Origin of the sequence: Solilutibacter silvestris (genome assembly GCF_002895945.1) — a bacterium.
GTDB lineage: Bacteria > Pseudomonadota > Gammaproteobacteria > Xanthomonadales > Xanthomonadaceae > Solilutibacter > Solilutibacter silvestris.
This window is the reverse complement of sequence record NZ_NPZB01000001.1, coordinates 792,094-815,124: the sequence shown is the minus strand read 5'-3', so window position 1 is coordinate 815,124 and position 23,031 is coordinate 792,094. Positions and strand designations below refer to the sequence as shown.

25 protein-coding genes and 1 pseudogene are annotated in these 23,031 nt (G+C 64.1%); 14 read left to right on the top strand and 12 right to left on the bottom strand.

All coding sequences use genetic code 11. The features are described from left to right. Positions 1-7: 7 nt before the first annotated feature. The 9 genes from Lysil_RS03660 (at position 8) to Lysil_RS03620 (ending at position 7,561) form a co-directional block, all read left to right on the top strand. Positions 8-1,012 carry a ribonucleotide-diphosphate reductase subunit beta gene (locus Lysil_RS03660; protein WP_103074187.1) on the top strand — a complete coding sequence of 335 codons (1,005 nt, stop codon included), beginning with the start codon at positions 8-10 and terminating at the stop codon, positions 1,010-1,012. Between the two features lie 101 nt (positions 1,013-1,113). Further along, complete coding sequence (locus Lysil_RS03655) at positions 1,114-1,926, top strand: COG4705 family protein (RefSeq protein ID WP_103074186.1); 813 nt, start codon at positions 1,114-1,116, stop codon at positions 1,924-1,926. Positions 1,927-1,931: 5 nt separating this feature from the next. Then, positions 1,932-2,690, top strand: a complete 759-nt coding sequence (locus Lysil_RS03650; RefSeq protein WP_103074185.1) for a hypothetical protein — start codon at positions 1,932-1,934, stop codon at positions 2,688-2,690. Between the two features lie 4 nt (positions 2,691-2,694). After that, entirely contained in the window at positions 2,695-3,369 is a 675-nt protein-coding gene (locus tag Lysil_RS03645; protein ID WP_103074184.1) for a response regulator, read from the top strand. Next, a complete protein-coding gene (locus Lysil_RS03640) occupies positions 3,362-4,780 on the top strand; it encodes a sensor histidine kinase (protein ID WP_103074183.1) in 1,419 nt (472 codons plus the stop codon). Before Lysil_RS03645 ends, Lysil_RS03640 begins: the two co-directional genes overlap by 8 nt. Further along, positions 4,764-5,633 carry an alpha/beta hydrolase gene (locus tag Lysil_RS03635; RefSeq protein WP_103074182.1) on the top strand — a complete coding sequence of 290 codons (870 nt, stop codon included), beginning with the start codon at positions 4,764-4,766 and terminating at the stop codon, positions 5,631-5,633. Before Lysil_RS03640 ends, Lysil_RS03635 begins: the two co-directional genes overlap by 17 nt. After that, a complete protein-coding gene (locus tag Lysil_RS03630; RefSeq protein WP_103074181.1) occupies positions 5,630-5,974 on the top strand; it encodes an EamA family transporter in 345 nt (114 codons plus the stop codon). Before Lysil_RS03635 ends, Lysil_RS03630 begins: the two co-directional genes overlap by 4 nt. After that, positions 5,971-6,372 (top strand): DMT family transporter, encoded by a 402-nt coding sequence (locus Lysil_RS03625; RefSeq protein WP_103074180.1) that lies wholly within the window; start codon positions 5,971-5,973, stop codon positions 6,370-6,372. Before Lysil_RS03630 ends, Lysil_RS03625 begins: the two co-directional genes overlap by 4 nt. Beyond that, positions 6,356-7,561, top strand: a complete 1,206-nt coding sequence (locus tag Lysil_RS03620; protein ID WP_103074179.1) for a DegT/DnrJ/EryC1/StrS family aminotransferase — start codon at positions 6,356-6,358, stop codon at positions 7,559-7,561. The genes Lysil_RS03625 and Lysil_RS03620 overlap by 17 nt, the downstream gene beginning before the upstream one ends. 26 nt (positions 7,562-7,587) lie before the next feature. Here the strand turns inward: Lysil_RS03620 and Lysil_RS03615 are convergent, their stop codons facing one another. The 6 genes from Lysil_RS03615 to Lysil_RS03590 are packed head-to-tail and all read right to left on the bottom strand — an operon-like array spanning position 7,588 to position 13,130. Next, positions 7,588-8,445 (bottom strand): arginase family protein, encoded by an 858-nt coding sequence (locus tag Lysil_RS03615; protein ID WP_103074178.1) that lies wholly within the window; start codon positions 8,443-8,445, stop codon positions 7,588-7,590. Next, the gene (locus Lysil_RS03610) at positions 8,442-9,512 is read right to left on the bottom strand and encodes a GNAT family N-acetyltransferase (protein ID WP_240600065.1); all 1,071 of its coding nucleotides are present in this window, start codon (positions 9,510-9,512) and stop codon (positions 8,442-8,444) included. The genes Lysil_RS03615 and Lysil_RS03610 overlap by 4 nt, the downstream gene beginning before the upstream one ends. Next, positions 9,509-10,720 carry a beta-ketoacyl-[acyl-carrier-protein] synthase family protein gene (locus Lysil_RS03605; RefSeq protein ID WP_165782370.1) on the bottom strand — a complete coding sequence of 404 codons (1,212 nt, stop codon included), beginning with the start codon at positions 10,718-10,720 and terminating at the stop codon, positions 9,509-9,511. Before Lysil_RS03605 ends, Lysil_RS03610 begins: the two co-directional genes overlap by 4 nt. Positions 10,721-10,728: 8 nt before the next feature. Then, entirely contained in the window at positions 10,729-10,998 is a 270-nt protein-coding gene (locus Lysil_RS03600; protein WP_103074176.1) for an acyl carrier protein, read from the bottom strand. A gap of 25 nt (positions 10,999-11,023) precedes the next feature. Next, the gene (locus tag Lysil_RS03595; RefSeq protein WP_103074175.1) at positions 11,024-12,427 is read right to left on the bottom strand and encodes an aspartate aminotransferase family protein; all 1,404 of its coding nucleotides are present in this window, start codon (positions 12,425-12,427) and stop codon (positions 11,024-11,026) included. Positions 12,428-12,434: 7 nt separating this feature from the next. Beyond that, positions 12,435-13,130 carry an MtnX-like HAD-IB family phosphatase gene (locus Lysil_RS03590; RefSeq protein WP_103074174.1) on the bottom strand — a complete coding sequence of 232 codons (696 nt, stop codon included), beginning with the start codon at positions 13,128-13,130 and terminating at the stop codon, positions 12,435-12,437. Positions 13,131-13,275: 145 nt separating this feature from the next. Between Lysil_RS03590 and Lysil_RS03585 the strand changes: the two genes are divergently transcribed. Continuing rightward, the gene (locus Lysil_RS03585; RefSeq protein ID WP_165782369.1) at positions 13,276-14,070 is read left to right on the top strand and encodes a MipA/OmpV family protein; all 795 of its coding nucleotides are present in this window, start codon (positions 13,276-13,278) and stop codon (positions 14,068-14,070) included. Here the strand turns inward: Lysil_RS03585 and Lysil_RS03580 are convergent. After that, on the bottom strand, positions 14,067-14,972 hold the full coding sequence (locus tag Lysil_RS03580; protein WP_103074964.1) for a LysR family transcriptional regulator: 906 nt from the start codon (positions 14,970-14,972) through the stop codon (positions 14,067-14,069). The genes Lysil_RS03585 and Lysil_RS03580 overlap by 4 nt on opposite strands. Positions 14,973-15,082: 110 nt before the next feature. Here Lysil_RS03580 and Lysil_RS03575 point away from each other — a divergent pair, with 110 nt between their 5' ends. The 3 genes from Lysil_RS03575 to Lysil_RS03565 all read left to right on the top strand — a co-directional run bounded on the left by Lysil_RS03575 (position 15,083) and on the right by Lysil_RS03565 (position 18,942). After that, a complete protein-coding gene (locus Lysil_RS03575) occupies positions 15,083-15,958 on the top strand; it encodes a pirin family protein (RefSeq protein ID WP_240600063.1) in 876 nt (291 codons plus the stop codon). 77 nt (positions 15,959-16,035) lie between these two features. Beyond that, positions 16,036-18,201 carry a PA5441 family protein gene (locus tag Lysil_RS03570; protein ID WP_129588345.1) on the top strand — a complete coding sequence of 722 codons (2,166 nt, stop codon included), beginning with the start codon at positions 16,036-16,038 and terminating at the stop codon, positions 18,199-18,201. Then, on the top strand, positions 18,202-18,942 hold the full coding sequence (locus Lysil_RS03565) for a DUF3142 domain-containing protein (RefSeq protein ID WP_103074171.1): 741 nt from the start codon (positions 18,202-18,204) through the stop codon (positions 18,940-18,942). A gap of 3 nt (positions 18,943-18,945) precedes the next feature. Here Lysil_RS03565 and Lysil_RS03560 read toward each other — a convergent pair whose 3' ends face one another. Genes Lysil_RS03560 through Lysil_RS03550 form a run of 3 tightly spaced genes read right to left on the bottom strand, consistent with a single transcriptional unit; the run spans position 18,946 to position 21,146 of the window. Beyond that, complete coding sequence (locus Lysil_RS03560) at positions 18,946-19,995, bottom strand: NAD(P)-dependent alcohol dehydrogenase (protein WP_103074170.1); 1,050 nt, start codon at positions 19,993-19,995, stop codon at positions 18,946-18,948. A gap of 48 nt (positions 19,996-20,043) precedes the next feature. Beyond that, positions 20,044-20,736 (bottom strand): carboxymuconolactone decarboxylase family protein, encoded by a 693-nt coding sequence (locus tag Lysil_RS13665; protein WP_103074169.1) that lies wholly within the window; start codon positions 20,734-20,736, stop codon positions 20,044-20,046. Further along, positions 20,733-21,146 (bottom strand): (R)-mandelonitrile lyase, encoded by a 414-nt coding sequence (locus Lysil_RS03550; protein ID WP_103074168.1) that lies wholly within the window; start codon positions 21,144-21,146, stop codon positions 20,733-20,735. The genes Lysil_RS13665 and Lysil_RS03550 overlap by 4 nt, the downstream gene beginning before the upstream one ends. Positions 21,147-21,242: 96 nt before the next feature. Between Lysil_RS03550 and Lysil_RS03545 the strand changes: the two are divergent. Further along, a pseudogene (locus Lysil_RS03545) lies at positions 21,243-22,143 on the top strand (LysR family transcriptional regulator). Between the two features lie 3 nt (positions 22,144-22,146). Here the strand turns inward: Lysil_RS03545 and fis are convergent. Both fis and Lysil_RS03535 read right to left on the bottom strand, forming a co-directional pair. After that, positions 22,147-22,419: a DNA-binding transcriptional regulator Fis gene (gene fis / locus Lysil_RS03540; RefSeq protein WP_103074962.1), complete on the bottom strand. Its 273-nt coding sequence runs from the start codon at positions 22,417-22,419 to the stop codon at positions 22,147-22,149. A 45-nt stretch (positions 22,420-22,464) separates the two neighbouring features. Continuing rightward, positions 22,465-23,031, bottom strand: coding sequence for a DUF3426 domain-containing protein (locus Lysil_RS03535; RefSeq protein WP_165782368.1), 567 nt, complete (start codon positions 23,029-23,031; stop codon positions 22,465-22,467).

Sequence of the window (23,031 nt, the reverse complement as noted above, 5' to 3'; positions counted from 1 at the left end):
CGCCCGCATGTCCCGCCTGCTCGATCCCGGCTTCGAGCTGACGCTGCGGCCGATGCGCTATCCGCAGTTCTACGAGATGTACCGCAACGCCGTGCGCAACACCTGGACGGTGGAGGAGATCGATTTCCAGATCGACATCAGCGACCTCCACGCCAAGATGTCGCCGGCCGATCGCCACCTGATCCACCGGCTCGTGGCGTTCTTCGCCACCGGCGATTCGATCGTCTCCAACAACCTGGTCCTCAACCTCTACAAGCACCTCAACGCGCCGGAAGCGCGGATGTACCTGTCGCGCCAATTGTACGAGGAAGCGCTGCACGTACAGTTCTACCTCACCCTGCTCGACAACTACCTGCCCGACCCGGCGGAACGCGTGCGCGCCTTCGCCGCGATCGAGAACATCCCGTCGATCCGCAAGAAAGCCGGGTTCTGTTTCAAGTGGATCGACTCGATCCAGCAACTCGATCGCATCGAAACGCGCGAGCAACGCCGGCAATTCCTGCTCAACCAGATTTGCTTCGCCGCTTGCATCGAAGGCCTGTTCTTCTTCGCTGCGTTCGCCTACGTCTATTACTTCCGTTCGCGCGGCTTGCTGTCCGGCCTCGCCTCCGGCACCAACTGGGTGTTCCGCGACGAGTCCTGCCACATGGAATTCGCCTTCGAAGCGGTGCGCACGGTGCGCGGGGAGGAACCGGAACTGTTCGACGACGCGATGAAGCAGCAGGTCTACGACATGCTGGAGGAAGCGATCGAGTGCGAGATGCAGTTCGCCGCCGACGTGCTCTCGGGCGGCGTCGCCGGCATCTCCGAACGCGACATGCGCCAGTACCTGCAGCACTGCGCCGACAGCCATTTCGCCCGGTTGGGCATGGACAAGCGCTACCGCGTGCGCAATCCGCTGCCCTTCATGGAATTGCAGGACGTGCAGGAACTCACCAACTTCTTCGAGCGTCGCGTCAGTGCCTACCAGCTCGGGGTGACCGGTGAAGTGGGCTTCGATCACGCCTTCTGACATGTTCTGACACGCAGGAATTTCGTGCCTGAAGCTTTGTTTAACACGCGTTTCATCGCAGCGCCCCAACATATGCGCTTTCCGCCGCCACGGTTCCGCCCATGATCGACGCCAACCGCAAGGACACCCTGACCGACTGGATCGCCAAGGTCCCCGCCATCACCCTCGGCTTCTGGATCATCAAGATCCTCGCGACCACGCTCGGCGAAATTGGCGGCGACGCGGTCACCATGTCGTGGCTGGGCGAAACCACCCCGAATGCCAGCGCCACGGCCTGGCATCCTGGCTATCTGATCGGGACCGGTATCTTCGCGGCGGTCTTCGCGGCGGCAGTGGCGTTGCAAATCCGCACGCCGCGTTTCAATCGCTGGCTGTACTGGTTCGCCATCGTCGCCAGCACCACGGTCGGCACCACCCTGGCGGATTTCGCCGATCGCTCGCTCGGCATCGGTTACACCGGTGGTTCGACACTGTTGCTCGCGCTGCTGCTGGCGACGTTGTTCACCTGGTATCGCAGCACCGGCACGATCGCCGTCGACAGCGTGCGCGACACCCGCTCGGAACTGTTCTACTGGCTCACCATCACCTTCTCGCAAACATTGGGCACCGCGCTCGGTGATTGGGTGGCGGATACGCAGGGGCTTGGCTACACCGGCGGCATGGCGATCTTTGGCGGCCTGCTGCTGCTCGTCGCGTTCCTGTATTTCACCACCAAGATTTCGCGCACCGCGTTGTTCTGGTCGGCGTTCGTGCTGACGCGTCCACTCGGCGCCGTCGTCGGCGATTTCATGGACAAGCCGCATGCCAAGGGTGGCCTGGAACTCAGCCGCTACAGTGGATCGCTGGCGCTGCTCGCTGCGATCGTGCTGTGCATCCTGATCTTCCCGCAACGGGCCGCGACCAAAGCACATTGATGAGGATGTCGCTTCGCCGCGGCTGGAGATGGCTCGCGCTCCTGCTGGTCGCCTGCGCCTGCATTCCAGGGATCGCGCTGGCGCAGGCCGGGCCGCCGATGATCACCAACGATACCGGCACGCCAGGCGCTGGCCATTGGGAGATCAACCTCGCCGCGACCGGTGATCGCACGGGACATGCATGGAATGTCTCGGCACCCGATGCCGACATCAACTACGGTCTGGGCGAACGTATCCAGTTGTCGATCCATCTCGGCTGGGAACATCGCAGCGAACAACGCATGCCGATGGCATCCGGCCTCGGCCCGGTCGAACTCGCCGCGCGCTGGCGCTTCCTCGACGAGGACAAGGCCGGTGTGGCGATGGCGGTGCAACCGCATTGGGTGCTGCCGGGACCGCCCGCGGCGCAGCACAAGGACCTGAGTCCGGCGACGCAGGAATTCGTGCTGCCGCTGCAGATCGTCAAGACCTTCGGCAAGTCGACCATGGGCGTCGAGCTGGCACGGCATTTCGTCGAGAAGGACAGCGATGCCTGGCAGGCCGGGCTGTTCTGGGCGCGCCCCTGCCCGCTGCAATGGCAATGCCTCGCAGAAATCAACACCACGCGGACCGATCACGCATCGACGCAGACCATCGCCAACCTCGGCGTTCGCCACCCGATCAACGAACACCTGCTGTTCATGGCTTCGCTGGGACGGCAGGTCTCGGGGGATCGCCCGCGTTCCAGCCCGGTGTTCTATCTCGGCGTACAAGTATTAAAGTAGCGGCATGCGCATCCTGATCGCGGAAGACGACGACCACATCGCCTCCGGCATGCAGACCTTGCTGGTGGCGCGCGGCCATGCCGTCGATTGGGTGGCTGATGGCAAGCTGGCCGAGCAGGCCGGCAAGACCGGCGTCTACCAGCTGCTGATCGTCGACATCGGCCTGCCCTCGCTGGAAGGCGGCGAGGTGATCCGCAGGTTGCGCGCAGCGAAGATCGATACGCCGATCCTGGTGGTGAGCGCGGGCGAAGCGTTGAACGAACGCGTACGCATCCTCGACCTCGGTGCCGACGATTACCTGGTGAAGCCATTCGCGATCGCCGAATTCGATGCACGCGTGCGCGCCCACCTGCGCCGCGGATCGGCGCAGGGCGCGACCGAACTGGAAGTCGGCGGCTTGGTGATCGATGCCGGTGACCAGCGTGCACGCGGGCCACAAGGACCGATCGAACTCACCGCGCGTGAATTCGCCCTGCTGTCGCTGCTGGCCTCGCGTGCCGGCCGCATCGTCAGTCGCGTGCAGATGATGGAGACCGTGTGCGCCTGGGACAACGAGTTGACCGACAACGGTCTCGACATCGCACTGCATCGCCTGCGTCGCAAGATCAACAACTGTGGCGTGCGCCTGCGCACCGTGCGCGGCCTCGGCTATCTGCTGGAACCCGAAGCCAATGAGTGAGCACGAACGCGCGCCGCGTCGTCGCAGCCTCTATCGCAGCCTGCTGCTCTATCTCAGCGTGCCGTTGACGGTGCTGGCGATCCTCGCCGCGCTGGTGACCTACGAAATGGCACGCTACTACTCCAACCGCGCCCACGATTCCGCGCTGATCGAGCAGGTCGATGCAGTCGCGAAGCTGATGGATCACAGCCCGGAAACCTTCAGCACGTTTTCGCCACAGGCGCTGTTCCTGATCCAGTACGATCCCGACGGCTTCCAGTATTACGCGATCACCAGCGCGCACAGGGGCGTGATCGCGGCCAATTTCCAGCCGCCAGCGGCATCGTTGCCGGTGCAGGTCGGTGCTCCGGTGAAACTGTCGTCAATCCGCACTGAACATCATCTGCGGCTGGCATCACGCACGTTCCATCCCAAGGTCGATTCGACCGATACGGTCACCGTCACCGTAGGCGAGGGATATTCCGATCGCCGGCGCTGGGCGCAACAGATCCTGCTGATCACCGTTCCCACCCTGCTGCTGATGGTGGTGGGCGTGCTGCTGGTGGTGCGCAGCGGCGTCGATACCGGCTTGCGACAGCTCGACCCGCTGATCGCGCGGTTGCGCCGTGGCGATGCCTTGAGCAAGCCGCTGCTCGATGCCAACGTGCCTTCGGAAGTCGCGCCGCTGGCCGGCACCATCGACAACCTGGTCTCCGACCTGCGCGAAGCGCTGGCGGTGCAGTCGCGTTTCATCGCCGATGCCGCGCACCAGTTGCGCACGCCATTGGCCGGCCTCAGCCTGCACGCCGAGCGCGCGCTGGACGATCCGCGCCCGGAAGTGCTGGAGGATGCGCTCGGACATGTCTCACGACTGACCCATCGCACCTCGCGCATCGCCGAACAACTGCTGTCCCTGGCGCGCGCGCAATCGGTGCAGACCCGCTTGCCGGAACGCGTCGATCTCGCCGAAGTGGTGCCGCTGCTGGTCGGCGAACGCGTGCCCGATGCACTGCGTGCCGGCATCGACCTTGGCTACGAAGCGCCATCGCAACAGTCGTTGCATGCCGCCATCGACGTGCCCGCACTGCAGGAAGCGCTCGACAACCTGATCGACAACGCCCTGCACCATGCCGGACGCGGGCACAACACGACGGTGAGCTTGTCGCAGCGCGATGGTGCCATCGAGCTCGCGGTGGAAGACGATGGCACCGGCGTGCCTGACGAAACGCTGGCGCGGCTGGGCGAACGCTTCTTCCAGGTCGCGGGCAGCAACGCCCGCGGCAGCGGACTGGGACTGGCGATCGTCGAGGAGGTGCTGTCGCGTTACGGTGGGCAGGTGCGCTACGTCCGCGGCGCCTCCGGCGGATTGCGGGTGGAGTTGTTGCTGCCGATCGCCGATGCGCCCGGAAAGGCTGATGAAACCGCTGGCTGACAAGCTTGACGGTGTGAACGAAGCACCTTTTCCACTGAAGCCGGCCGAATTCTTCTATGAAGGCGGCCCCAACGCCGTCCTCCTGACCCACGGCCTCACCGGCACGCCCAACGAGATGCGGCTGGTGGCGCGCGGGCTCAACCGTCGCGGCTTCACCGTGTACGGCGTGCAGTTGGCCGGGCATTGCGGCGACATGGACGACCTGCTGGCAACGCGCTGGCAGGATTGGGCAGCGAGCGTGCAGACCGGTGCGGAACGCTTGCGCCAACATTGTGATCGCCTGTTCGTCGGCGGCTTGTCGATGGGCGCGCTGCTCGCGCTCAACCTTGCCGCCGATCGCCCCGATCTCGTCGATGGCGTCGGCGTCTACGGTGCAACCTTCCGCTATGACGGCTGGAGCGTGCCGCGCATCGCGCGCCTGTCGGGATTGTTGCCGCTGCTGAAGCGCTTCAACATCGGCCGCGACCGCGTCTTCATGGAACAGCCGCCCTACGGGATTCGCGACGAACGCCTGCGCGCGCAGATCAGCACCGCGATGCAGAGCGGCGACAGCAGCATCGCCGGATTGCCCGGCAATCCCTGGCACTCGCTGGCGGAACTCTATCTGCTGGCGAAGCGCGTGCGCGGCCAATTGGCACAGGTCAGCGCACCCTGCCTGGTCGCGCATGCGAGCGACGACGACATCGCCAGCGTCGACAACGCCGAAGTGGTGTTGCGCAGCGTTTCCGGCCCGACCGAACTGCTGCTGCTCGACAACAGCTACCACATGATCACGATCGATCGCGAACATCGTTTGCTGATCGATCGCAGCGCCACCTTCTTCGACCGCATCGCCGACACTCCGCGCGCATGACGCCACTGGCCACCGCCCTCTGGCTCTGCAATGCCGCACTCGATACCGGCGGCCAACTATGCTTCAAGGTGGCGGCGAAACACGGAGATGACGGTTGGCGCGCACTGGCCAGGCAACCGATCCTGTGGCTCGGCCTGTTGTGTTATTTCGGCGAATTCCTGGTGTGGATCGCCTTCCTGTCGCAGGTGCCGTTGTCGCTGGGCGTGCTGCTCGGCTCGATCAACATCGTCGTGTTGATGGTATGCGGACGACTGTTCTTCCATGAACGACTGACGCCATTGCGCGTCGGCGGCATCGTGCTGGTGTGCATCGGCGTCGCCTTGGTGGGGATCGGCGCATGAGGCGCTTGTATGCGATCGGATTCCCGGTGCTGATGGCGTTCGACACGCTGGCGCAAACCTGCTTCAAGGTCGCGGGCACGCATGCCTTGCCGTTCGCACCCGATGCCGCGTGGATCCTGCGCGTGGCCGAACAACCGTGGACGTGGATCGCGCTGTGCGGTTATCTCGGCGCGTTCGTGACATGGATGCGCCTGCTGCGCGATGCACCGATCGGCCCCGCGTTCGCCGCTTCGCATCTGGAAGTGGTGAGCGTGCTGCTGGTCTCCGCGTGGTTTCTGCATGAACGCATCACCCCCTTGCAGCTGTTCGGTGCGTTGGTGATCGTGCTCGGCATCGGACTCCTGGCCATCTCGGAATCGCGGGAGACCGCGGAACACGCCGATGCGACGCCTCACTGAGATCCCGCCGACCGCCGGCCTGCCGCCGCGGTTTTCCGATCTGTTCGCGCAGCACGGCGATCTCGCCGCTACGCTGGCCACGCAACTCGACGTGGATGCTGCGCTGGTCACCTGCTCCGGCACCGCCGCGCTGATGCTGGCGTTGCGTGTTGCGCAACAGCGACAGCCCGAGCGCGATGTCGTGGTGGTTCCGGCCTACACCTGCCCGTTGGTGGCGATCGCGGTACATGCTATCGGCCTGCGCCTGCGTATCGTCGACCTCCGCCACGACAGTCTCGACATGGATGAATACGCGTTGCGCGCGCAGCTCGACGAGCGCGTCCTCGCGGTGGTGCCGACGCATCTGGGCGGGCGCGTCACCGATGTCGCTGCCGTCAATCGCGTTGTAGCCGACAGCGGCATCGTGGTGATCGAAGATGCCGCGCAATCGCTCGGCGCGACCATCAATGGACGCAGTGTCGGATTGCGGGGCGATATCGGCTTCTTCAGCCTCGCCGCCGGCAAGGGCCTCTCGACCTACGAGGGCGGCGTGGCGGTCGCACGTGATCGGCAGTGGCTGGAGGCGATGCGTGCTTTGCAGGATGCATTGCCCGAACAAGCGGCGATGGAGCGCAAGCGCTGTGTTGAGCTGGCCGGTTACACCGCGCTGTATCGCCCGCTGGGGATGCGTTGGGCCTACGGCCTGCCGTTGCGTCGCGCATTGAAACGCGGCGATCCGGTTGGCGCGATCGGCGATCGTTTCCCGATGCAGGTGCCGTTGCATCGCATGGGGGCATGGCGAAAACGCATCGGTGCGAACGCGGCGTTGCGTTTGCCACGGTTCCTGGAGGAGCGTTGTGCCTGTGCGTTGGCGCGGATCGAACGGCTGCATGCGATTCCCGGCGCGCAGGTGTTCGGCGATCGTGCTGGCGAGCACGGCACGTGGCCGACATTGCTGGTCCGGATGGACAGCGAACATCGACGTGATGCAGTGCTCGACAAGTTGTGGACGTCCGGTCTCGGCGCAAGTCGGATGTTCATCCATGCCCTGCCGGACTACACCGAGCTACGCGCGATCGTGCCGCAGCAGGATTGTCCGAACGCCCGCGATCTCGCTGCGCGCAGTTTCACGATCAGCAACAGTCCGTGGCTACGGGATGAGGATTTCGAGGCGATTTGCCGCGTGATTGAGGCAATCGCGGCTTCCTAGCGCGCGCTGGCTGGCGCGGGTCTTGATCACCACCCCAGCGCCGCAATCAACGCGCGATTCACCACTGCCTGCTGTTGCTGCCACGCCTCGATTTCGTCAGGCGACGGATCTGGCTGCTGATCGAGCGCGCTCAGCAAGCGCTTGAACAAACTGCGATATCGATGGATCGACACCTCGCCGGTGATATCGCTGGCGACAATGCGAGATTTCAACGCGGCGATGATCGTCAGCGCATCATCGAGCTGGAATTTTCCCTGGTCCCAGTTGGTCCGCACCACGTCCGGCGCGAACACATCCTTGTCGACCGAGAAATACACCGGCATCTCGTCATCTTTCACCTGCCGTACAAACGCGGCCACCAACTCTTCCGGCGACTCGAAACTGTGAACAGTCGCAATACCGAAACGTCGCGCCCACTCCGTATCCACGCCCACGCACCAGTAATGCACGCGACCGCTGCGCAGCGCGCCTAGCTGGTTTTCCCAGGCATGTCCGCGGCCAGCATCGAGTGAACTGATGCCGAGCACGTGCACGTCGACCACGCCCGGTAACTTCGCCGCGCGCCCGACCCACGATCCACAATGCACCCCGAACGGAAAACGCATGTTGTCGGGGTGATTGTCGAGTACCACCACCCGCAATGGTCGGCGCCGCGCCTCGCGTTCGACCAGCGGCAGGCTGAGATGATGGAAATCGCCACTGCCCATCAGCACCGTGCCGTGCACCGCCATCAGCACCGGCGCAATCGCCGCACCGAAGCGCCGCAGGTCGCGCCGGCTGCAGGAGAATCGCAGGCGTTCCTGCCACTGCTGCAACGGCAAGCGGTCGGCGCTGCCGATGTCGCGCACGGAGTCATCAAGGTCGAGGATCAACGGCACGCTCATGCAGGTGCACCTTCGAACAGCCCACGCATGCGACTGAGCAACATGCGCAGCAGCGGATTGCGCGGCCGCACGGCGTGCCAGGTCATGGTGAACTGCGCGCCGAGTTGCCGTTTCGCTTCGGCATCGGTCCAGCCCGCGATATAGCGTTGTAGTCCCATGCTGCGTGCAATCCCCAGATTGTGCATCCAACTCAACGCATAGAGATTGTGCTCGCGTGCCTGCGGGTAAACGAAGCCAACGTATTTGTCGACCAGTGCTCCGCGCCACGGATAGCACAGGTTCCAGCCGATCATTTCACCATCATGGCGATAGATGAAGACGATGCCACCGCCTGCGGCCTGGCGCAGCAGCGTGGCGAGATAACCGCGCGTCAATTCGTCGAAATGGACATCACTCTGGGCATGGACATTGGCGAACAAGCGCACGTACTCGTCGATCACCGACTCGTCGTCGAAGCGAGGGTCCCCGCAGGCGACCTGCTCGATCGCCACGTCCTGGCGTGAACGCAACTTGCGGCGAATGTTCTTGCGGCGCGATGAGGACAATCGCGCGAGGTAGTCGTCTTCATCGGCGAAATCGAGCGCTACCCATGCCAGCGGCATGCCTTCCAGCAACACGAAGCTTCGCGCTTCCAGCGCGGCGATGGCAGCCTCGCACGCCGCGTTTTCATCGGCATCCAACAGTGGCGAATGGCGCGCCAGATCCTTGACGATCAACAGGCGCGCGCTAGCGTCAGCGTCGCCCACGATGGCATCGGCGAATGCATCGGCATCGACACCCTTGGGCAACAACGCGTACTCGCTCGAGGTGCAGCCGACGAACTGCGTCTTCCAGCGCAGCCAGCGCGACCACAGGCGATAACCGGGCCAGCCTTGCAATCGTTGCAACAGCGGCGGTTCCAGCGTGGTGAGGATGTCGAACGCGGCGAGGAAACGCGGCGCGCCGGCCACCGTGTCGGCGATGAAATCCCTGGGTGGATGCGCCAGCCATGCAGCGATCAGCGCATCCGGTTCGAGTTGCGCGATCCAGCGAGTGCCCGTGTCCGTCACGCGGGCTGCGGCGTTCACGCCTGGCGCACCGCCAGCACCGCATTCAATCCACCGAACGCGAACGAATTGCTCAGCGCCGCGCGGATCTTCGCCGGCCGGCCGACATTCGGCACGATGTCGAGATCGCAGGCGGGATCGACCTGCTCGTAATTCGCGGTCGGCGGCACGAACTGGTCATCAAGCGCGGCGATGGTCGCCGCGAGTTCCAGCGCGCCGGCCGCACCAAGCGCATGTCCGTGCATCGACTTGGTCGATGTCACCGGGATCGACTGCGCGTGCGCACCCAGCGCGAGATGGATCGCACGGGTTTCGGTGGCATCGTTGGCCATCGTTCCGGTGCCGTGCGCGTTGATGTAATCGATGTCGGATGCCTGCAATTCCGCATCCTGCAATGCCCGGGTGATCGCCAGTGCCGCGCCGTCCGCCGATGGCGCGACGATATCGCCGGCATCGGCGCTCATGCCGGCACCGGCGAGTTCGGCAAGGATGGTCGCGCCACGCGCTTTCGCGTGTTCCATTTCTTCCAGCACGAACACCGCCGCGCCTTCGCCCAGCACCAGTCCGCGACGATTGGCGCTGAACGGCCGGCAGGTGTCGTCGGCGATCACGCGCATCGCGTCCCACGCCTTCAACAATCCGAAGGTGAGGCAGGCTTCGGTGCCACCGGTCAGCATCACGTCGGCGGCACCGGAACGGATCGCCGCCATCGCCTGTGCTACTGCATGATTGGCCGATGCGCATGCGCTCGACACCGAGAACACCGGGCCGCGCAAACCGTGCGCCATGCTGACGTGACTGGCTGGCGCGTTGACCATGGTGCGGACGATGGTGAGCGGATGCATGCGCTCGGCACCCTCGCCATACAGCCGCTTGCTCTGCTCGTCGTGCGAGGTCACGCCACCGATGCCCGTGCCGATGATGGCGCCGATGCGATCGCCGTTGGCACGGACGTCGAGTCCGCTCTGGCGCACGGCTTCATTGGATGCGATCACCACGAATTGCGAGCAACGATCGAGCAGCGGCAACATCGATTCACTCAGCATCGACGCGAGATCGATGCCTTCCGGCAACTGCGCGGCAACCTTCATCCGCACCCGCGCCGCCTCGGGATGGCGCAACGGCGCGATCGCCGAACGGCCCGCGCGCAAGCCTTGCCATAGCGGGGCGACGCCCACGCCATAGGGACTCACCGCGCCCATGCCGGTGACGACGACCCGCCGCTTCATCATCGAATTCAGGCCTTTGCTTTCGCCGCGAGCGTGTCGCGCACCACGTCGACCAGTTGCTGCACGGTATCGCTGCCGAAGTTCGGGCCCTGGTCGGGGAAGGTGATGCCGTAGTGCTCTTCGATGTCGAACAGCAGCTCGATCGCATCGAGCGAACTCACCCCGATGTCCTTCAACGTCGACTGCGGCTGGATGGTGGCAAGGTCGATCTTGGCCTTCGCGGCGATCTGCGAAGCGATCTCGTCGAAGATGGCTTTCTCGTCCGGTGTGTCGCTCATGGTTCCTCTCCCTTGAAGGTATCTGTCAGGCCGACGCTTTCGCGCGGGTCAGCAACTGGTCGAGCAACGCGATCGCGAGATCGATTTCCTCATGGGTGATGTCGAGCGACGGCGCCAGCGTGATCACGTTCTTGTACCAACCACCGACGTCGAGCACGAGGCCGATCGGCTTGCCGTTGTGGCGCAAATCGCCGGCCAGGCCGATATCGACCATCTTGTCGAGCAGTACGCGGTTCGGCGTGAAGCCATCGGCTTCGCAGATTTCCGCACGCAATGCCAGGCCAAGACCATCGACGTCGCCGATTTCCGGATGACGCTTCTGCAGGTCACGCAGCCCTTCGAGGAAGTGTGCGCCCTTCAGCGGCACGGTGCGTTCGTAATCCATGTCCTTGCCGAGGCGCATCACTTCCAGGCCCAGCGCGGTGCCGAGCGGATTGGAGTTGAACGTCGAATGCGTCGAACCGGCCGGGAACACCGTCGGGTTGATCAGCTCTTCGCGCGCCCACAGGCCCGACAGCGGATTCAGACCATTGGTCAGCGCCTTGCCGAAGACCAGCACGTCGGGCTGGACGCCGAAATGTTCGATAGACCACAGCTTGCCGGTGCGCCAGAACCCCATCTGGATTTCGTCGACCACCAGCAGGATGCCGTACTTGTCCAGCACCTTCTTCAGGTCCTTGAAGAAGTTCATCGGCGGAATCACGTAACCGCCGGTGCCCTGGATCGGCTCGACGTAGAACGCGGCGTATTCGGCCTGGCTGACCTTGGGATCCCACACGCCGTTGTATTCGGTTTCGAACAGCCGCTCGAACTGGCGCACGCAGGCATCGGAATATTCTTCCGGCGTCATGCCCTTCGGCCGGCGGAACGGATACGGGAACGGAATGAACATCGCGCGTTCGCCGAAATGGCCGAAACGGCGGCGATAGCGATAGCTCGAGGTGATCGCCGATGCGCCGAGCGTACGACCGTGATAGCCGCCTTCAAAGGCGAACATCAGGCTTTTGCCGTTGCTGGCGTTGCGGACGATCTTCAGCGAATCCTCGATCGCCTGCGCGCCACCGACGTTGAAATGCACGCGACCCTTGCGGCCGAACTTGGCTTCGGCGTCCTGCGCGATGGTCTTCGCCAGTTCGATGCGGGTCGGATGCAGGTACTGGCTGGCGACCTGCGGCAAGGTGTCGATCTGGCGCTTCAGCGCATCGTTGAGGCGCGGATTGGCATAACCGAAGTTGCAGGCGGAATACCACATCTGCAAATCGAGATAGGGGATGCCCGCGCCGTCGTACATGTAGCTGCCATTGCAACCGTGGAAGATCTTCGGCGGATCGACGTAATGCACGGTATCGCCATGCGAGCTGTACAACTCCTCGTCGGCGAGCAGTTGCGCATCGTCGTAACCATCGCCAGGGCGGGCGGCCGATGCCATGGCGGGATTAATCGACATACGTGGTCTCCAGATAATGGGTGTTGTGTTCGAGTTCGCCACGCAGCAGCTTCGGCAGCCATTCCAGCGCCTCGGCAAAGCTGGTGATCGGCACATAGGGAATACCGGCGGCGCGGCAATGTTCGATCAGGCGGTTCTTGGCGAACACGAAATCGGCGCGATCGGCGACGCAGAAATCCGAGACGCCATCGCCGATCAGCAAGGTCTTGCGGCCCTGCGCGCGCTCCTTCGCCGCGATCGCGCATTTGCAGGTGCCGCTGGCGCAACCTGCGGCGCTGAACGGTGACTCCAGGCGCCAGTGCTTGGGATCGTCGGTCGGCTGCAGTGCATTGGCGACGACATCGAGTTCGTCCATGCCGAAGCGCGCAAGGATGTTGTGGATGGCGTAGTCGAGGCCATCGCTGACCACGCGCAACGGAATGCCGCGTTGGTGCAACACGGCGTGGAACGCCGGGAACGCCGGATCGATCCACAATTCGCCGAGATGGGCGTCGAGTTCGTCACGACGCATCTGCAACAGCTTGATCTGGCCTTGCAGGCATTCGCGCGAACCGATGCGGCCTGCCCGCCAGTCGCGTTCCAGCACTTCCCAGCCTGGCTCGCCGAAGCGCACCAGCAATGAGTCAATCACGTCTTCGACGCTGATGGTGCCGTCGAAATCACACAGTACGGTCCAGTCGCTCACACGCGCACCTTGCAGAAATACGTCACAAAGCTTGGACAAAGCGCCTTTCGCATGCCTTTCAGACCAAAATCAGGCGTTTAGCTGCGGTTTTCCCGTGGCGCCGGCTACACTTGGACTGTTCCGCCACTTCACATTGATCGCCTTCATGCCACGGATCCTGCACCACAGCTTGCTTGCCATCACATTTGCCGGTTGCGGCTCGCTCGTACAAGCGCAGGAAGCGGTGAAAGACGCAGCGACAGCACCTGTCTACGCCATCGGCGCTGGCGCACAGCGCTTGCCGGCATGGCTCGGGGCGAAGCACCAGCGGACCCAGGCGCTGCCGTTCTTCGACATCGAATTGCCCGGCAAGGCGGAATTGTCGTCGGTCGATGGCCTTACTGTCGACGTGCTGCGCGGCAAGCACTGGCACGGCGGCCTCTACGCCGACATCGTCTGGGGACGCACCCGCAGCGATCTCGGTCCGCAGCTGGCACCGGTGGTGAAGCGCATCAACGACCGCCTCGTCGCCGGCGGCTATCTCGAACACGAATTCAACAAGACCTTCACCATTGGTGGCCGCGCCATCCACGAACTCGGAGGCGGCGGCGCCTATGCCGATCTCTACGCCGACGTGACGCTGCCGAAGGTATTCACCCATGTCGATCACGGACTGGAATTCTCGGCGCGCGCCGCCAACGCGGCATCGAACCGCGAACGTTTCGGTCTTGATCCGACACAGGCGACGCAGCTGAATCTCACGCCATGGCGTCCCGGCGCAAGCTGGCAGCAAGCCGCCGTGCAGTACCAGATTTTCGTGCCGACCAGCGAGCACACCGGCATCGCGGCCAACATCGAATATTCACGACTGCTCGGCGAACCTGCCAGCAGCCTGTTGTTGAAGTCATTCGGGCAGCGTAACCAGATCAGCGAAGGGATCGCCTTCGTCTACCACTTCTAGTTTTCTTCGAGCGCGGCAAACCGCTCGACCAGGAAATCGATCAGCGCGCGCACCGATGGCAGCAAACCACGACGCGACGGGAACACCGCGTGGACGATGTCTTCGCGCGGCGCCCAACCATCCAGCACATGCTGCAAGCGCCCTTCCGCCACCAGTTCCTGCGTCACCATTTTCGGCAATTGCACGATGCCGACGCCGGCGACCGCGGCATCGCGCAGCGCCAGCATTCCGCGAGTGACGAAACGCGGCTGGTGATGAATCGCGATATGCGCGCCATCGGGGCCGTGCAGATCCCACACGTGCAGGTTCTGCGGCAGGCCGAGGTCCATGCTCGGATAGTTCATCAATTCGGCGGGTGATGTCGGCTGCCCCAACCGCGCCAGCAGCACCGGACTCGCGACCAGGCATTGCGACCGCGTCGCCAGCACCCGCAGCACCAGATCGGAATCCTCCAGCGGCGGCGGCCGCACCCGCAACGCGATGTCGATGCCTTCGCCGATCACGTCGACGCGGCGATTGGTGGCATCGACATGCAATTCCACCAGCGGATACAGCCGCAGGAAATCGGACACCATCGCCCCGACCTGGACATCGAGCAGCGTGGTCGGGCAACTCATCCGCACCACGCCACGCGGTTCCGCCTGATCGCGCTGGATCGCCTCCTCCGCCGCCCGCGCTTCCACCAGTGCTGCGCGGGCATGCCCGTAATACGTCTGTCCGGGCTCGGTCACCACGAAGCGACGGCTGGAACGCTGTATCAAGCGCACACCCAGCCGTGTCTCCAGCAACGCGATGCGCCGGCTCAATTTCGACTTGGGAATTCCCAGCGCCCGCCCCGCCGGCGCGAACCCGCCGTGGTCGACCACCTGGACGAAGTAGTAGAGGTCGTTGAGATCCTGCATCGTTCCAATCATAGGACGATATGGGCAGATTTTGCCAACTATTCGCCGGATCGTTGCGGCATTAGCCTGTGTCCAGTCGGCGATCCTGCCGAACTCCATTGGAGCATTCCATGAACATGAAGAAGATCCTCGGCACCTCCAGCGCCCCCGGCCGCCATTGGGTCGGCGACGGCTTCCCCGTCCACGGCATGTTCGGCTACAACGGCCCGGAAGTCGCCCAGCGCAGCCCGTTCCTGATGCTGGATTACGCCGCGCCGACCGAATTTCCGCCCAACACCGGCTATCGCCGCGGCGTCGGCCAACATCCGCATCGCGGTTTCGAAACCGTCACCATCGTCTATGACGGCGAAGTCGAACATCGCGACTCCACCGGCAAGGGCGGCGTGATCGGCCGCGGCGACGTGCAATGGATGACCGCAGGCGGCGGCATCCTCCATGAAGAATTCCATTCGCATGACTACAGCCGCACCGGTGGCCCGTTCGAGATGGTGCAGTTGTGGGTGAACCTGCCGGCGCGCGACAAGATGGCGCCGGGTGGTTACCAGGCGATCACCGATGCGCAGATTCCCGCGCGCGCATTGCCCGATGATGCCGGCACGCTGCGCGTGATTGCCGGCGACTACGACGGTGCGAAAGGACCGGCCACCACCTTCACCCCGATGAATGTCTGGGACGTGCGCGTGCAGGCCGGCAAGACCATCGACCTGCCGCAACCCGAAGGCTGGACCACCCTGCTGGTGGTGTTGGCCGGCACCGTGCAGGTGAACGGCGCAGCCGTGCTGCGCGAGGCACAGATGGTCACGCTCTCCACCGAAGGCGAAGGGCTGCGCATCGAAGCCAACAGCGATGCCAAGTTGTTGTTGCTCGCGGGCGAACCGATCGACGAGCCGGTGGTCGGCTACGGTCCCTTCGTGATGAACAGCGAAGCCGAGATCGCCGAAGCCATCCGTGATTTCAACGGCGGCAAGTTCGGCGCGATGCACTGATCGCGATGCATTGACGGCGTCATTCCCGTTATCCGGATCGCAGTAAACTTGCGGTTCGGGCAACGGGGAGGCCGTTCATGTCGAAACATTCTTGCACCAGCATGTTGCTGGGGTTGGGTCTGCTTGCGATCAGCGTTCAGGCGCATGCCAGTGGCGATAACGGTTGCAGCGCGCAACCGGGACTGCACCACCGCGACTACGCATCCTGCAGTGATCTGGTGCTGATCAGCCCGGGCAACGATACCCGCTTCAACCTGCTGTTGCTGCTCGCTGATCGCGGTCGCGTGCAGACGGCGATGATCAAGTACAACGATCCCGATCCCAGCCCGGTGCCGGAAGCGATCCTGTCCTGGCCGGCGCTGTCCAATGCCACCTGGTATGGCGATGTCGGCAAATCCGACGATGCAACGAACGCCTCCAGCGCCAGTGATCCCGCCAGTGGGCGCTGCATCAGCAATGGCGATGGCACGGCGCACTTCCTGCAAGCCGTACAGGCCGATACCAGCCTGAAACCCGAAGAACGAAATCTGCTTGTCGATGCGCGCACGAAGATTTCCGCAGCCTGCGGCAATCCCGGCAGGACCGCCGCACTGCTCGATCCGTTGCCCGGCAAGATGCAAACCGCAAACGGCAAGGCCTTCGCCGCCTATCTGATGGCCGCCGCGGTGTTCTACGGCCCCGATCCCGGCAGTGCACGCCCGGCATTCCAGTCGCTGTCCGAAGTGAAACAACCGTGGGTGCGCGAAGCCGCGCTCTACATGCTGGCACGCACCGACCTCAACGTCGCGCAACTCAACGCGTTTTCCGACTACGGCAACTACGATGCCGCCAAGGTCGACCAGGCCGCGATCAAGCGCGCGCGCGAAGGCATGCTGCGTTACCTGAAAACGTATCCGGACGGCGCCTATGCCGTTTCGGCCAGCGGCCTGATGCGCCGCGTCGAATGGCTGGGCGGCAATAGTGATGCCGCCGCGCACGTCTACGCCGCGGCATTGGCGCAGCGCGTGAACGGCGCGGCGACTGTCGATCTGCTGAATGAAATCGACACGCGCCTGTTGCTCACCTCGCAGAACGGCGCGACCAACCCACTGGCGACGCACGATCCGTTGCTGTTGGCCGTCGATGATCTCTGGCGCATGCGCCTCGATCCGAAAGACAAGAGCAACGCCAAGCTCGCGCTGTCGGCCAATGAACTGGCGTCGCAACAGGCGGTGTTCGCCAACGATCCTGCACTGTTCCGCTACCTGCAAGCCGTGTTTGCCTATCACGTGCAGCAGCAACCGGCACAGGTGCTGAAACTGCTGCCCGCCGCGGAGCCACGCAAGGGCATGGGCTATGTCGAGTTCAGCGGACAACTGCTGCGGCTGATGGCGATGGACGATCTTGGCCAAGGCGGCGTGCGCGACGGCCTGCTCAAATTGCTGCCCGCGGCGACGCAGCCCTATCAGCGCGCCACGCTGGAACTGGCGCTGGCGATCCACGACGAACGCCACCAATTGCTGGCGAAGGTATTCGCGCCGGACAGCCAGGTGCGCGACCCCGCGATCCGCCGCATCCTGCTGGAAAATGTCGCCGGAGCGGACATCCTGCAACAACAGGCGGCGAACGCGAAAACACCCGTCAACGAACGCAATGTCGCCTTGTTCGTGTTGCTCTATCGCGATCTGATGAGTGGTCGCTACGCCGAGTTCAACACCTGGCTGGCACGCGTTCCTGCCGATGCAAAGCCGGAACCGGACAGGTACCAGCTGCTGAATCCGACGCCAGCACTCGCCGTATTCCACTGGGCCGGCAACGACAAGGGCTACACCTGCCCGGCGCTATCCGCGATCACCACCACGCTGGCGCGTACGCCCGATGATGCCCACGCCAATCTCTGCCTCGGCGAATTCCTGCGCCTCAACCGCTTCGACCACATCACGCTGGCCGCACCGAATGCGCAGGAACGCAAATGGCGCGAATCGATCAACACCGCGCAACAACTCGGGACCACGCCGCTGTTGTTCCCGGGCATGCAGGGCAACCGCCAGGCGATCTATCGCCGGGTGATCGCCGATGGCGCCGCCGGCAACGACGATCGCGCCTATGCGCTGGTTCGCGCGATCCGCTGCTACGCACCCAGCGGCAACAATGACTGCGGCGGCGAAGACGTCCCCGTGTCGGAACGCAAGCGCTGGTTCACCATGCTCAAGACCACGCACAAATCATCGCACTGGGCATCTTCGGTGGAGCATTACTGGTAGATGAAGCCTCGCGCGCTGGCCACACTGATCGCAGCCGGGATCGCAGCCGGCGCGCTGTGCCTTGCGCTGTCGTCCTGCTTGCGCTCCCCCGATGACGTGGTACACGCAGAGGATCACGATGCCTTTTGGTTATGGGCCGGCGTGCAAGCGCAGCCGGTACTGGACCGCGCCCGCACACTCTACCTGCTGGAAGGCGAAATCATCGGCGGCGAACCGGCGCACCTGTCGCATCGTCGCGCCGCGACACCACGCATCGCGCACGCAGATGTGTGGATCGTCTATCGCGCCGACACGCTGAATTGGTCGGAGGATGTCGCTCCCGCCATCCGCACCGACATCGCGCGCTGGCGCGGCAACGGCAATCGCGTCGTCGGCGTGCAACTGGATTTCGACGCCCGCACACGTCACCTTGATCGCTACGTCGATTTCCTCCGCGACTTCCGCGCATGGCTTCCACGCGATACCGAACTCGGCATCACCGGCCTGATGGACTGGAGCGCCAATGGCAACCCCGCGCAGTTGTCGCGCCTCACCGGCATCGTCGATGAAGTGGTGGTGCAGACCTACCAGGATCGCACCACCATTCCCGGTTACGAACGCTATCTCGAACGGATGCGCGACTTCCCGATCCCGTTCCGCGTCGGACTGGCGCAAGGTGGCGCATGGCGCGCGCCGCCCGATCTCGCAACGAATCCGCAGTTCCGCGGTTACGTGGTGTTTCTGGTCAATCCGCTGCGGTGATTCTCACGCCATCGTTGCGTTGTCGATCACGAACCTGTACTTCACGTCGCTGCGCTGCATGCGCTCGTAGGCCTCGTCGATCTGCTGCGCGTTGATCATCTCGATGTCCGACACGATGCCGTGCTCAGCGCAGAAATCCAGCATTTCCTGCGTTTCCGCGATGCCTCCGATCAGCGAGCCGGCGATCGCGCGGCGCTTGAAAATCAGATTGCTGACGTCCGGCGATGGATGCGGATGCTCGGGCACACCAACCAGCACCAGGGTGCCATTGCGCTTGAGCAGCGACGTGTAGGCATCAAGATCGTGGCTGGCGGCGACGGTATCGAGAATGAAATCGAAGCTGTTGGCATGCGCCTTCATCTCATCGGCATTGCGCGATACCACCACCTCATCCGCGCCCAGCGCCTTGGCATCCGCGCGTTTACTGTCCGACGTAGTGAACGCGACCACGTGCGCGCCCATCGCATGCGCCAGTTTCACGCCCATGTGGCCGAGCCCGCCGATGCCGACGACCCCGACCTTGCTGCCCGGCCCCACTTTCCAGTGGCGCAGCGGCGAATACGTGGTGATGCCAGCGCACAGCAACGGCGCGACCGCGGCCAGTTGTTCCTGCGGATGGCGGATCTTCAGCACGAACTTTTCATCGACCACGATCTGCTGCGCATAACCGCCCAAGGTGTGGCCGGGCGCGTCATGGGTCGGGCCGTTGTAGGTGCCGACGAAGCCGTTCTCACAGAATTGCTCCAGCCCTTCATCGCAGGCACTGCAATGTTGGCAACTGTCGACCAGGCAACCGACGCCGACTGTCTCGCCCACCTTGAACTTGTGCACGTCGCCGCCAACCGCGCTCACGGTGCCGACGATCTCGTGGCCGGGCACGCAGGGATAGCGCGTCCCACCCCACTCCGAACGCGCGGTGTGCAAGTCGGAGTGGCAGATGCCGCAATAGGCGATCTCGATCCGCACGTCATGCGGGCCGGGTGCGCGGCGCGTGATGTCCATCGCTTCGAACGGCTGGTCGGCGCTTTGGACGCCATAGGCTTTGGTGGTCATGCTCGATTTTCTCCATAGCAGGATCGAATATTGCGCGGTGCCGGCTTGCTACGGACTTCGTTGCGCCAGCACTTCCTTGAGCACGGGCAAAGCCGACATTGCATTGGGCCAGCCAGCGTAAAACGCCAGATGGGTGACGACTTCCGCCGCCTGTTCCGCGGTGAGGCCATTATCCATCGCCCGCCCGAAATGAAAGGTCAACTGCGCGGCCTGCCCGGATGCCAGCAAGGCGGCGACGGTGGCCAGGCTGCGATCGCGCGGCGCCAGATTAGGCCGCAACCAGAGATCGCGGAACAGGTAGTCGGCAGTGTAATCGACCAGGCCCGGCGCCACTTCGGCGAATTGCGCGGCGACGTTTTTCGCGCGACGCGCTTCGATCTCCGCATCCAGCGGCAATGGCACCGGCGTCGCCGGGGGCAACTGGTCGGCACCGATATTCCTCCGCGTGAACACGGCGGCAACCGGCACGATCGCCGCGACCGCATTGCCCCATCCGGAGTAATACGCGAGGTGGGTGATCGTCTCCGACAGTTCGGCCGGCGTGACGCCGTTGTCGAGCGCCGATTCGACCTCGTCACCGAGCATCTCCGTCTGGCCGCGCGCGATCAGGGCGGCAACCGTGACTAGGCTGCGATCGCGCGGCCCCAGCTGAGGTCGCTTCCAGACGCTGCCCTGCAGCCGTTCGCGCGTTTGCCGCGCCAACGCCGGCGCTACCTTCTCCATGTCCTGCATGCGTGTCATCGGCTGTGCTCCGGGCCTGCAAGGTATTGCGTATCGCTGACATGCTCCATCCACTCCACCGCCTTGCCGTCTTTCTCCTCGGTGATGGCGATATGGGTCATCGCGGTCTCTGGCGTCGCGCCATGCCAATGGCGATGCTGGCACGGACAGCAGATGATGTCGCCGGCGTTGATCTCGACGATCGGGCCGCCTTCGCATTGCGTCCAGCCCTTGCCGGACGTGACGATCAACGTCTGCCCCAACGGATGGGTGTGCCATGCGGTACGCGCGCCTGGCTCGAACGTAACGATCGCGCCGGTGGCCGGTGAACCACCCTCGTGCTTGAACATCATGTCGATGCGGACGTCGCCGGTGAACCACTCGGATGGGCCTTTGACGGAAGGCACCGAACCGTTGCGAAAAATCTGCATGTTGAAACTCCGGATTCAGCGGGAGACAGTCTGCGCCCTGCGCTTTGCCTTGATTAGCCGCTATAGTACGAATGGTCTGTTGAATGTAATTCAATAATGGCGCGCGACAACTACAATGATCTGCAGGCCTTTCTGGCGGTGGCGCGCGAACGCAGCTTCACCCGCGCGGCGGCACAGCTCGGCGTGACGACTTCCGCGCTCAGCCACACCATCCGTGCGCTGGAAGCCCGTCTCGGACTGCGCCTGCTCACCCGCACCACCCGCAGTGTCGCGACCACCCAGGCGGGCGAACAATTGGCGAACGCACTCGGCCCCGGCTTCGCCGATATCGACGCCGCACTGTCATCGTTGAGCGCGTTGCGCGATCGCCCGAGTGGGACATTGCGCATCACCAGCAGCGAGTACCCCGCGAGAGCGGTGCTGTGGCCAGCGTTGCGCGACCTGCTGCCACGCTATCCCGACATCCACGTCGAAGTGGTCACCGATTCCGCGTTGACCGATATCGTCGCCGAACGCTTCGATGCCGGCATCCGCCTCGGCGAGCAGATCGCCAAGGACATGATCGCGGTGCCGATCGGGCCACCGGAACGCATGGCAGTGGTCGGCGCGCCGGCGTACTTCGCCCAACCATCGTGGACCGCGCGCGCCACAGGACCTCACCGCGCACGATTGCATCAACCTGCGGTTCCTCACCCATGGCGGCTTGTATGCGTGGGAGTTCGAAAAGAACGGCCGCGCGGTCAACGTGCGGGTCGAGGGCCGGCTGGTCTTCAACAACAGTGACCAGGTGGTGCAAGCCGCGCTCGATGGCTTCGGCCTGGCCTGCGTGCCCGAATCGATGGTGAAGGAGTTGCTGAAGGGCAAGCGCCTGCGGCGGGTACTGGCCGATTGGTGCCCGCCCTTCCCCGGTTTCCATCTTTACTATCCCAGCCGGCGCCAGCATTCGCCGGCCTTCGCGTTGCTGGTGGCGACCTTGCGCGAACGCGCGCGGCGCTGAGGCTCAGCCGTTGTCGATGCCGTATTCGCGCAGCTTCTTGCGCAAGGTCGCGCGGTGGATGCCGAGCATGTCGGCGGCGCGGCTTTGGTTGCCATCGCAATGGCTCAACACTTCGACGAACAGCGGCACTTCCACTTCGCGCAGCACCACCGCATGCAGGTCGGACACGCCACAGCCATCGAGATCGCGCAGGTAGCGACTGATCGAGGAGGCGACATGGTCGCGCAACGGCGTGCGCGGATGGCGAAGTTGATCGGAGCGGTCTGGCACGGCGATGTGGGAATCGGGCGCCGGTGCACGATGCACCAGCGGCTGATGAGTCTAGCGCGTGTTTGTCCCTGCGACCACGCCGCCGGTTGCCGGCAACAATGCGAAATCGAACGACACCGCCTTTTGCGTGGGATCGGTCACATTCAGCTGGACGGCCGCAGTCTGGCCACTGCCGATCTCCGCGGCGTGCGCGCCCGCCAGATACTGCGCCGCGGCAAATTTTCCTTGCGCGATCGGCACGCCATTGATGTCGGAGAGCGTGAGTTGCAGCAGCGGCCACGCCTGCGGCCAGCGCGCGTCGTTGCGGAAGCTCGCCTCCACCACCAGCACGCCGGGATGATCGGGCGCGGCGTGGATGCGGTGATCGACGATCTGCAGCGCCGCCGGTTCGCTCCACGACGGCACGTTGCAAGCGAAGACCTTGCAGATCGCCACCACGAATGGGCGCGTCGCGACATCGTTGGCCAGCGCCGCGCGTCCGCCGATTACCACCTGCAGCAGCAACAGCAAGCCCAGCGCGGCGATCGCCGGCCACAACCAGCGCGGCACCGGCAATTTCCCGGGTTCGATTTCGGGCGTTCCGCGGGCGAAACGCGGGGCAGCGGACTCTTCAGCCAT

Bases quoted from the DNA above. Each gene is read 5' to 3' on its own strand.
- Lysil_RS03535 (WP_165782368.1), bottom strand. From the start codon at position 23,031: ATGGCTGAAGAGTCCGCTGCCCCGCGTTTCGCCCGCGGAACGCCCGAA.
- Lysil_RS03575 (WP_240600063.1), top strand. From the start codon at position 15,083: ATGAACATGAAGAAGATCCTCGGCACCTCCAGCGCCCCCGGCCGCCAT.
- Lysil_RS03595 (WP_103074175.1), bottom strand. From the start codon at position 12,427: ATGGCATCGGCCGCCCGCCCTGGCGATGGTTACGACGATGCGCAACTG.
- Lysil_RS03615 (WP_103074178.1), bottom strand. From the start codon at position 8,445: ATGAGCGTGCCGTTGATCCTCGACCTTGATGACTCCGTGCGCGACATC.
- Lysil_RS03650 (WP_103074185.1), top strand. From the start codon at position 1,932: ATGTCGCTTCGCCGCGGCTGGAGATGGCTCGCGCTCCTGCTGGTCGCC.
- Lysil_RS03655 (WP_103074186.1), top strand. From the start codon at position 1,114: ATGATCGACGCCAACCGCAAGGACACCCTGACCGACTGGATCGCCAAG.
- Lysil_RS03550 (WP_103074168.1), bottom strand. From the start codon at position 21,146: ATGCAGATTTTTCGCAACGGTTCGGTGCCTTCCGTCAAAGGCCCATCC.
- Lysil_RS03600 (WP_103074176.1), bottom strand. From the start codon at position 10,998: ATGAGCGACACACCGGACGAGAAAGCCATCTTCGACGAGATCGCTTCG.
- Lysil_RS03625 (WP_103074180.1), top strand. From the start codon at position 5,971: ATGAGGCGCTTGTATGCGATCGGATTCCCGGTGCTGATGGCGTTCGAC.
- Lysil_RS03605 (WP_165782370.1), bottom strand. From the start codon at position 10,720: ATGAAGCGGCGGGTCGTCGTCACCGGCATGGGCGCGGTGAGTCCCTAT.
- Lysil_RS03565 (WP_103074171.1), top strand. From the start codon at position 18,202: ATGAAGCCTCGCGCGCTGGCCACACTGATCGCAGCCGGGATCGCAGCC.
- Lysil_RS03570 (WP_129588345.1), top strand. From the start codon at position 16,036: ATGTCGAAACATTCTTGCACCAGCATGTTGCTGGGGTTGGGTCTGCTT.
- Lysil_RS03635 (WP_103074182.1), top strand. From the start codon at position 4,764: ATGAAACCGCTGGCTGACAAGCTTGACGGTGTGAACGAAGCACCTTTT.
- Lysil_RS03645 (WP_103074184.1), top strand. From the start codon at position 2,695: ATGCGCATCCTGATCGCGGAAGACGACGACCACATCGCCTCCGGCATG.
- Lysil_RS03620 (WP_103074179.1), top strand. From the start codon at position 6,356: ATGCGACGCCTCACTGAGATCCCGCCGACCGCCGGCCTGCCGCCGCGG.
- Lysil_RS03580 (WP_103074964.1), bottom strand. From the start codon at position 14,972: ATGCAGGATCTCAACGACCTCTACTACTTCGTCCAGGTGGTCGACCAC.
- Lysil_RS03630 (WP_103074181.1), top strand. From the start codon at position 5,630: ATGACGCCACTGGCCACCGCCCTCTGGCTCTGCAATGCCGCACTCGAT.
- Lysil_RS03585 (WP_165782369.1), top strand. From the start codon at position 13,276: ATGCCACGGATCCTGCACCACAGCTTGCTTGCCATCACATTTGCCGGT.
- Lysil_RS03640 (WP_103074183.1), top strand. From the start codon at position 3,362: ATGAGTGAGCACGAACGCGCGCCGCGTCGTCGCAGCCTCTATCGCAGC.
- Lysil_RS13665 (WP_103074169.1), bottom strand. From the start codon at position 20,736: ATGACACGCATGCAGGACATGGAGAAGGTAGCGCCGGCGTTGGCGCGG.
- Lysil_RS03560 (WP_103074170.1), bottom strand. From the start codon at position 19,995: ATGACCACCAAAGCCTATGGCGTCCAAAGCGCCGACCAGCCGTTCGAA.
- Lysil_RS03660 (WP_103074187.1), top strand. From the start codon at position 8: ATGTCCCGCCTGCTCGATCCCGGCTTCGAGCTGACGCTGCGGCCGATG.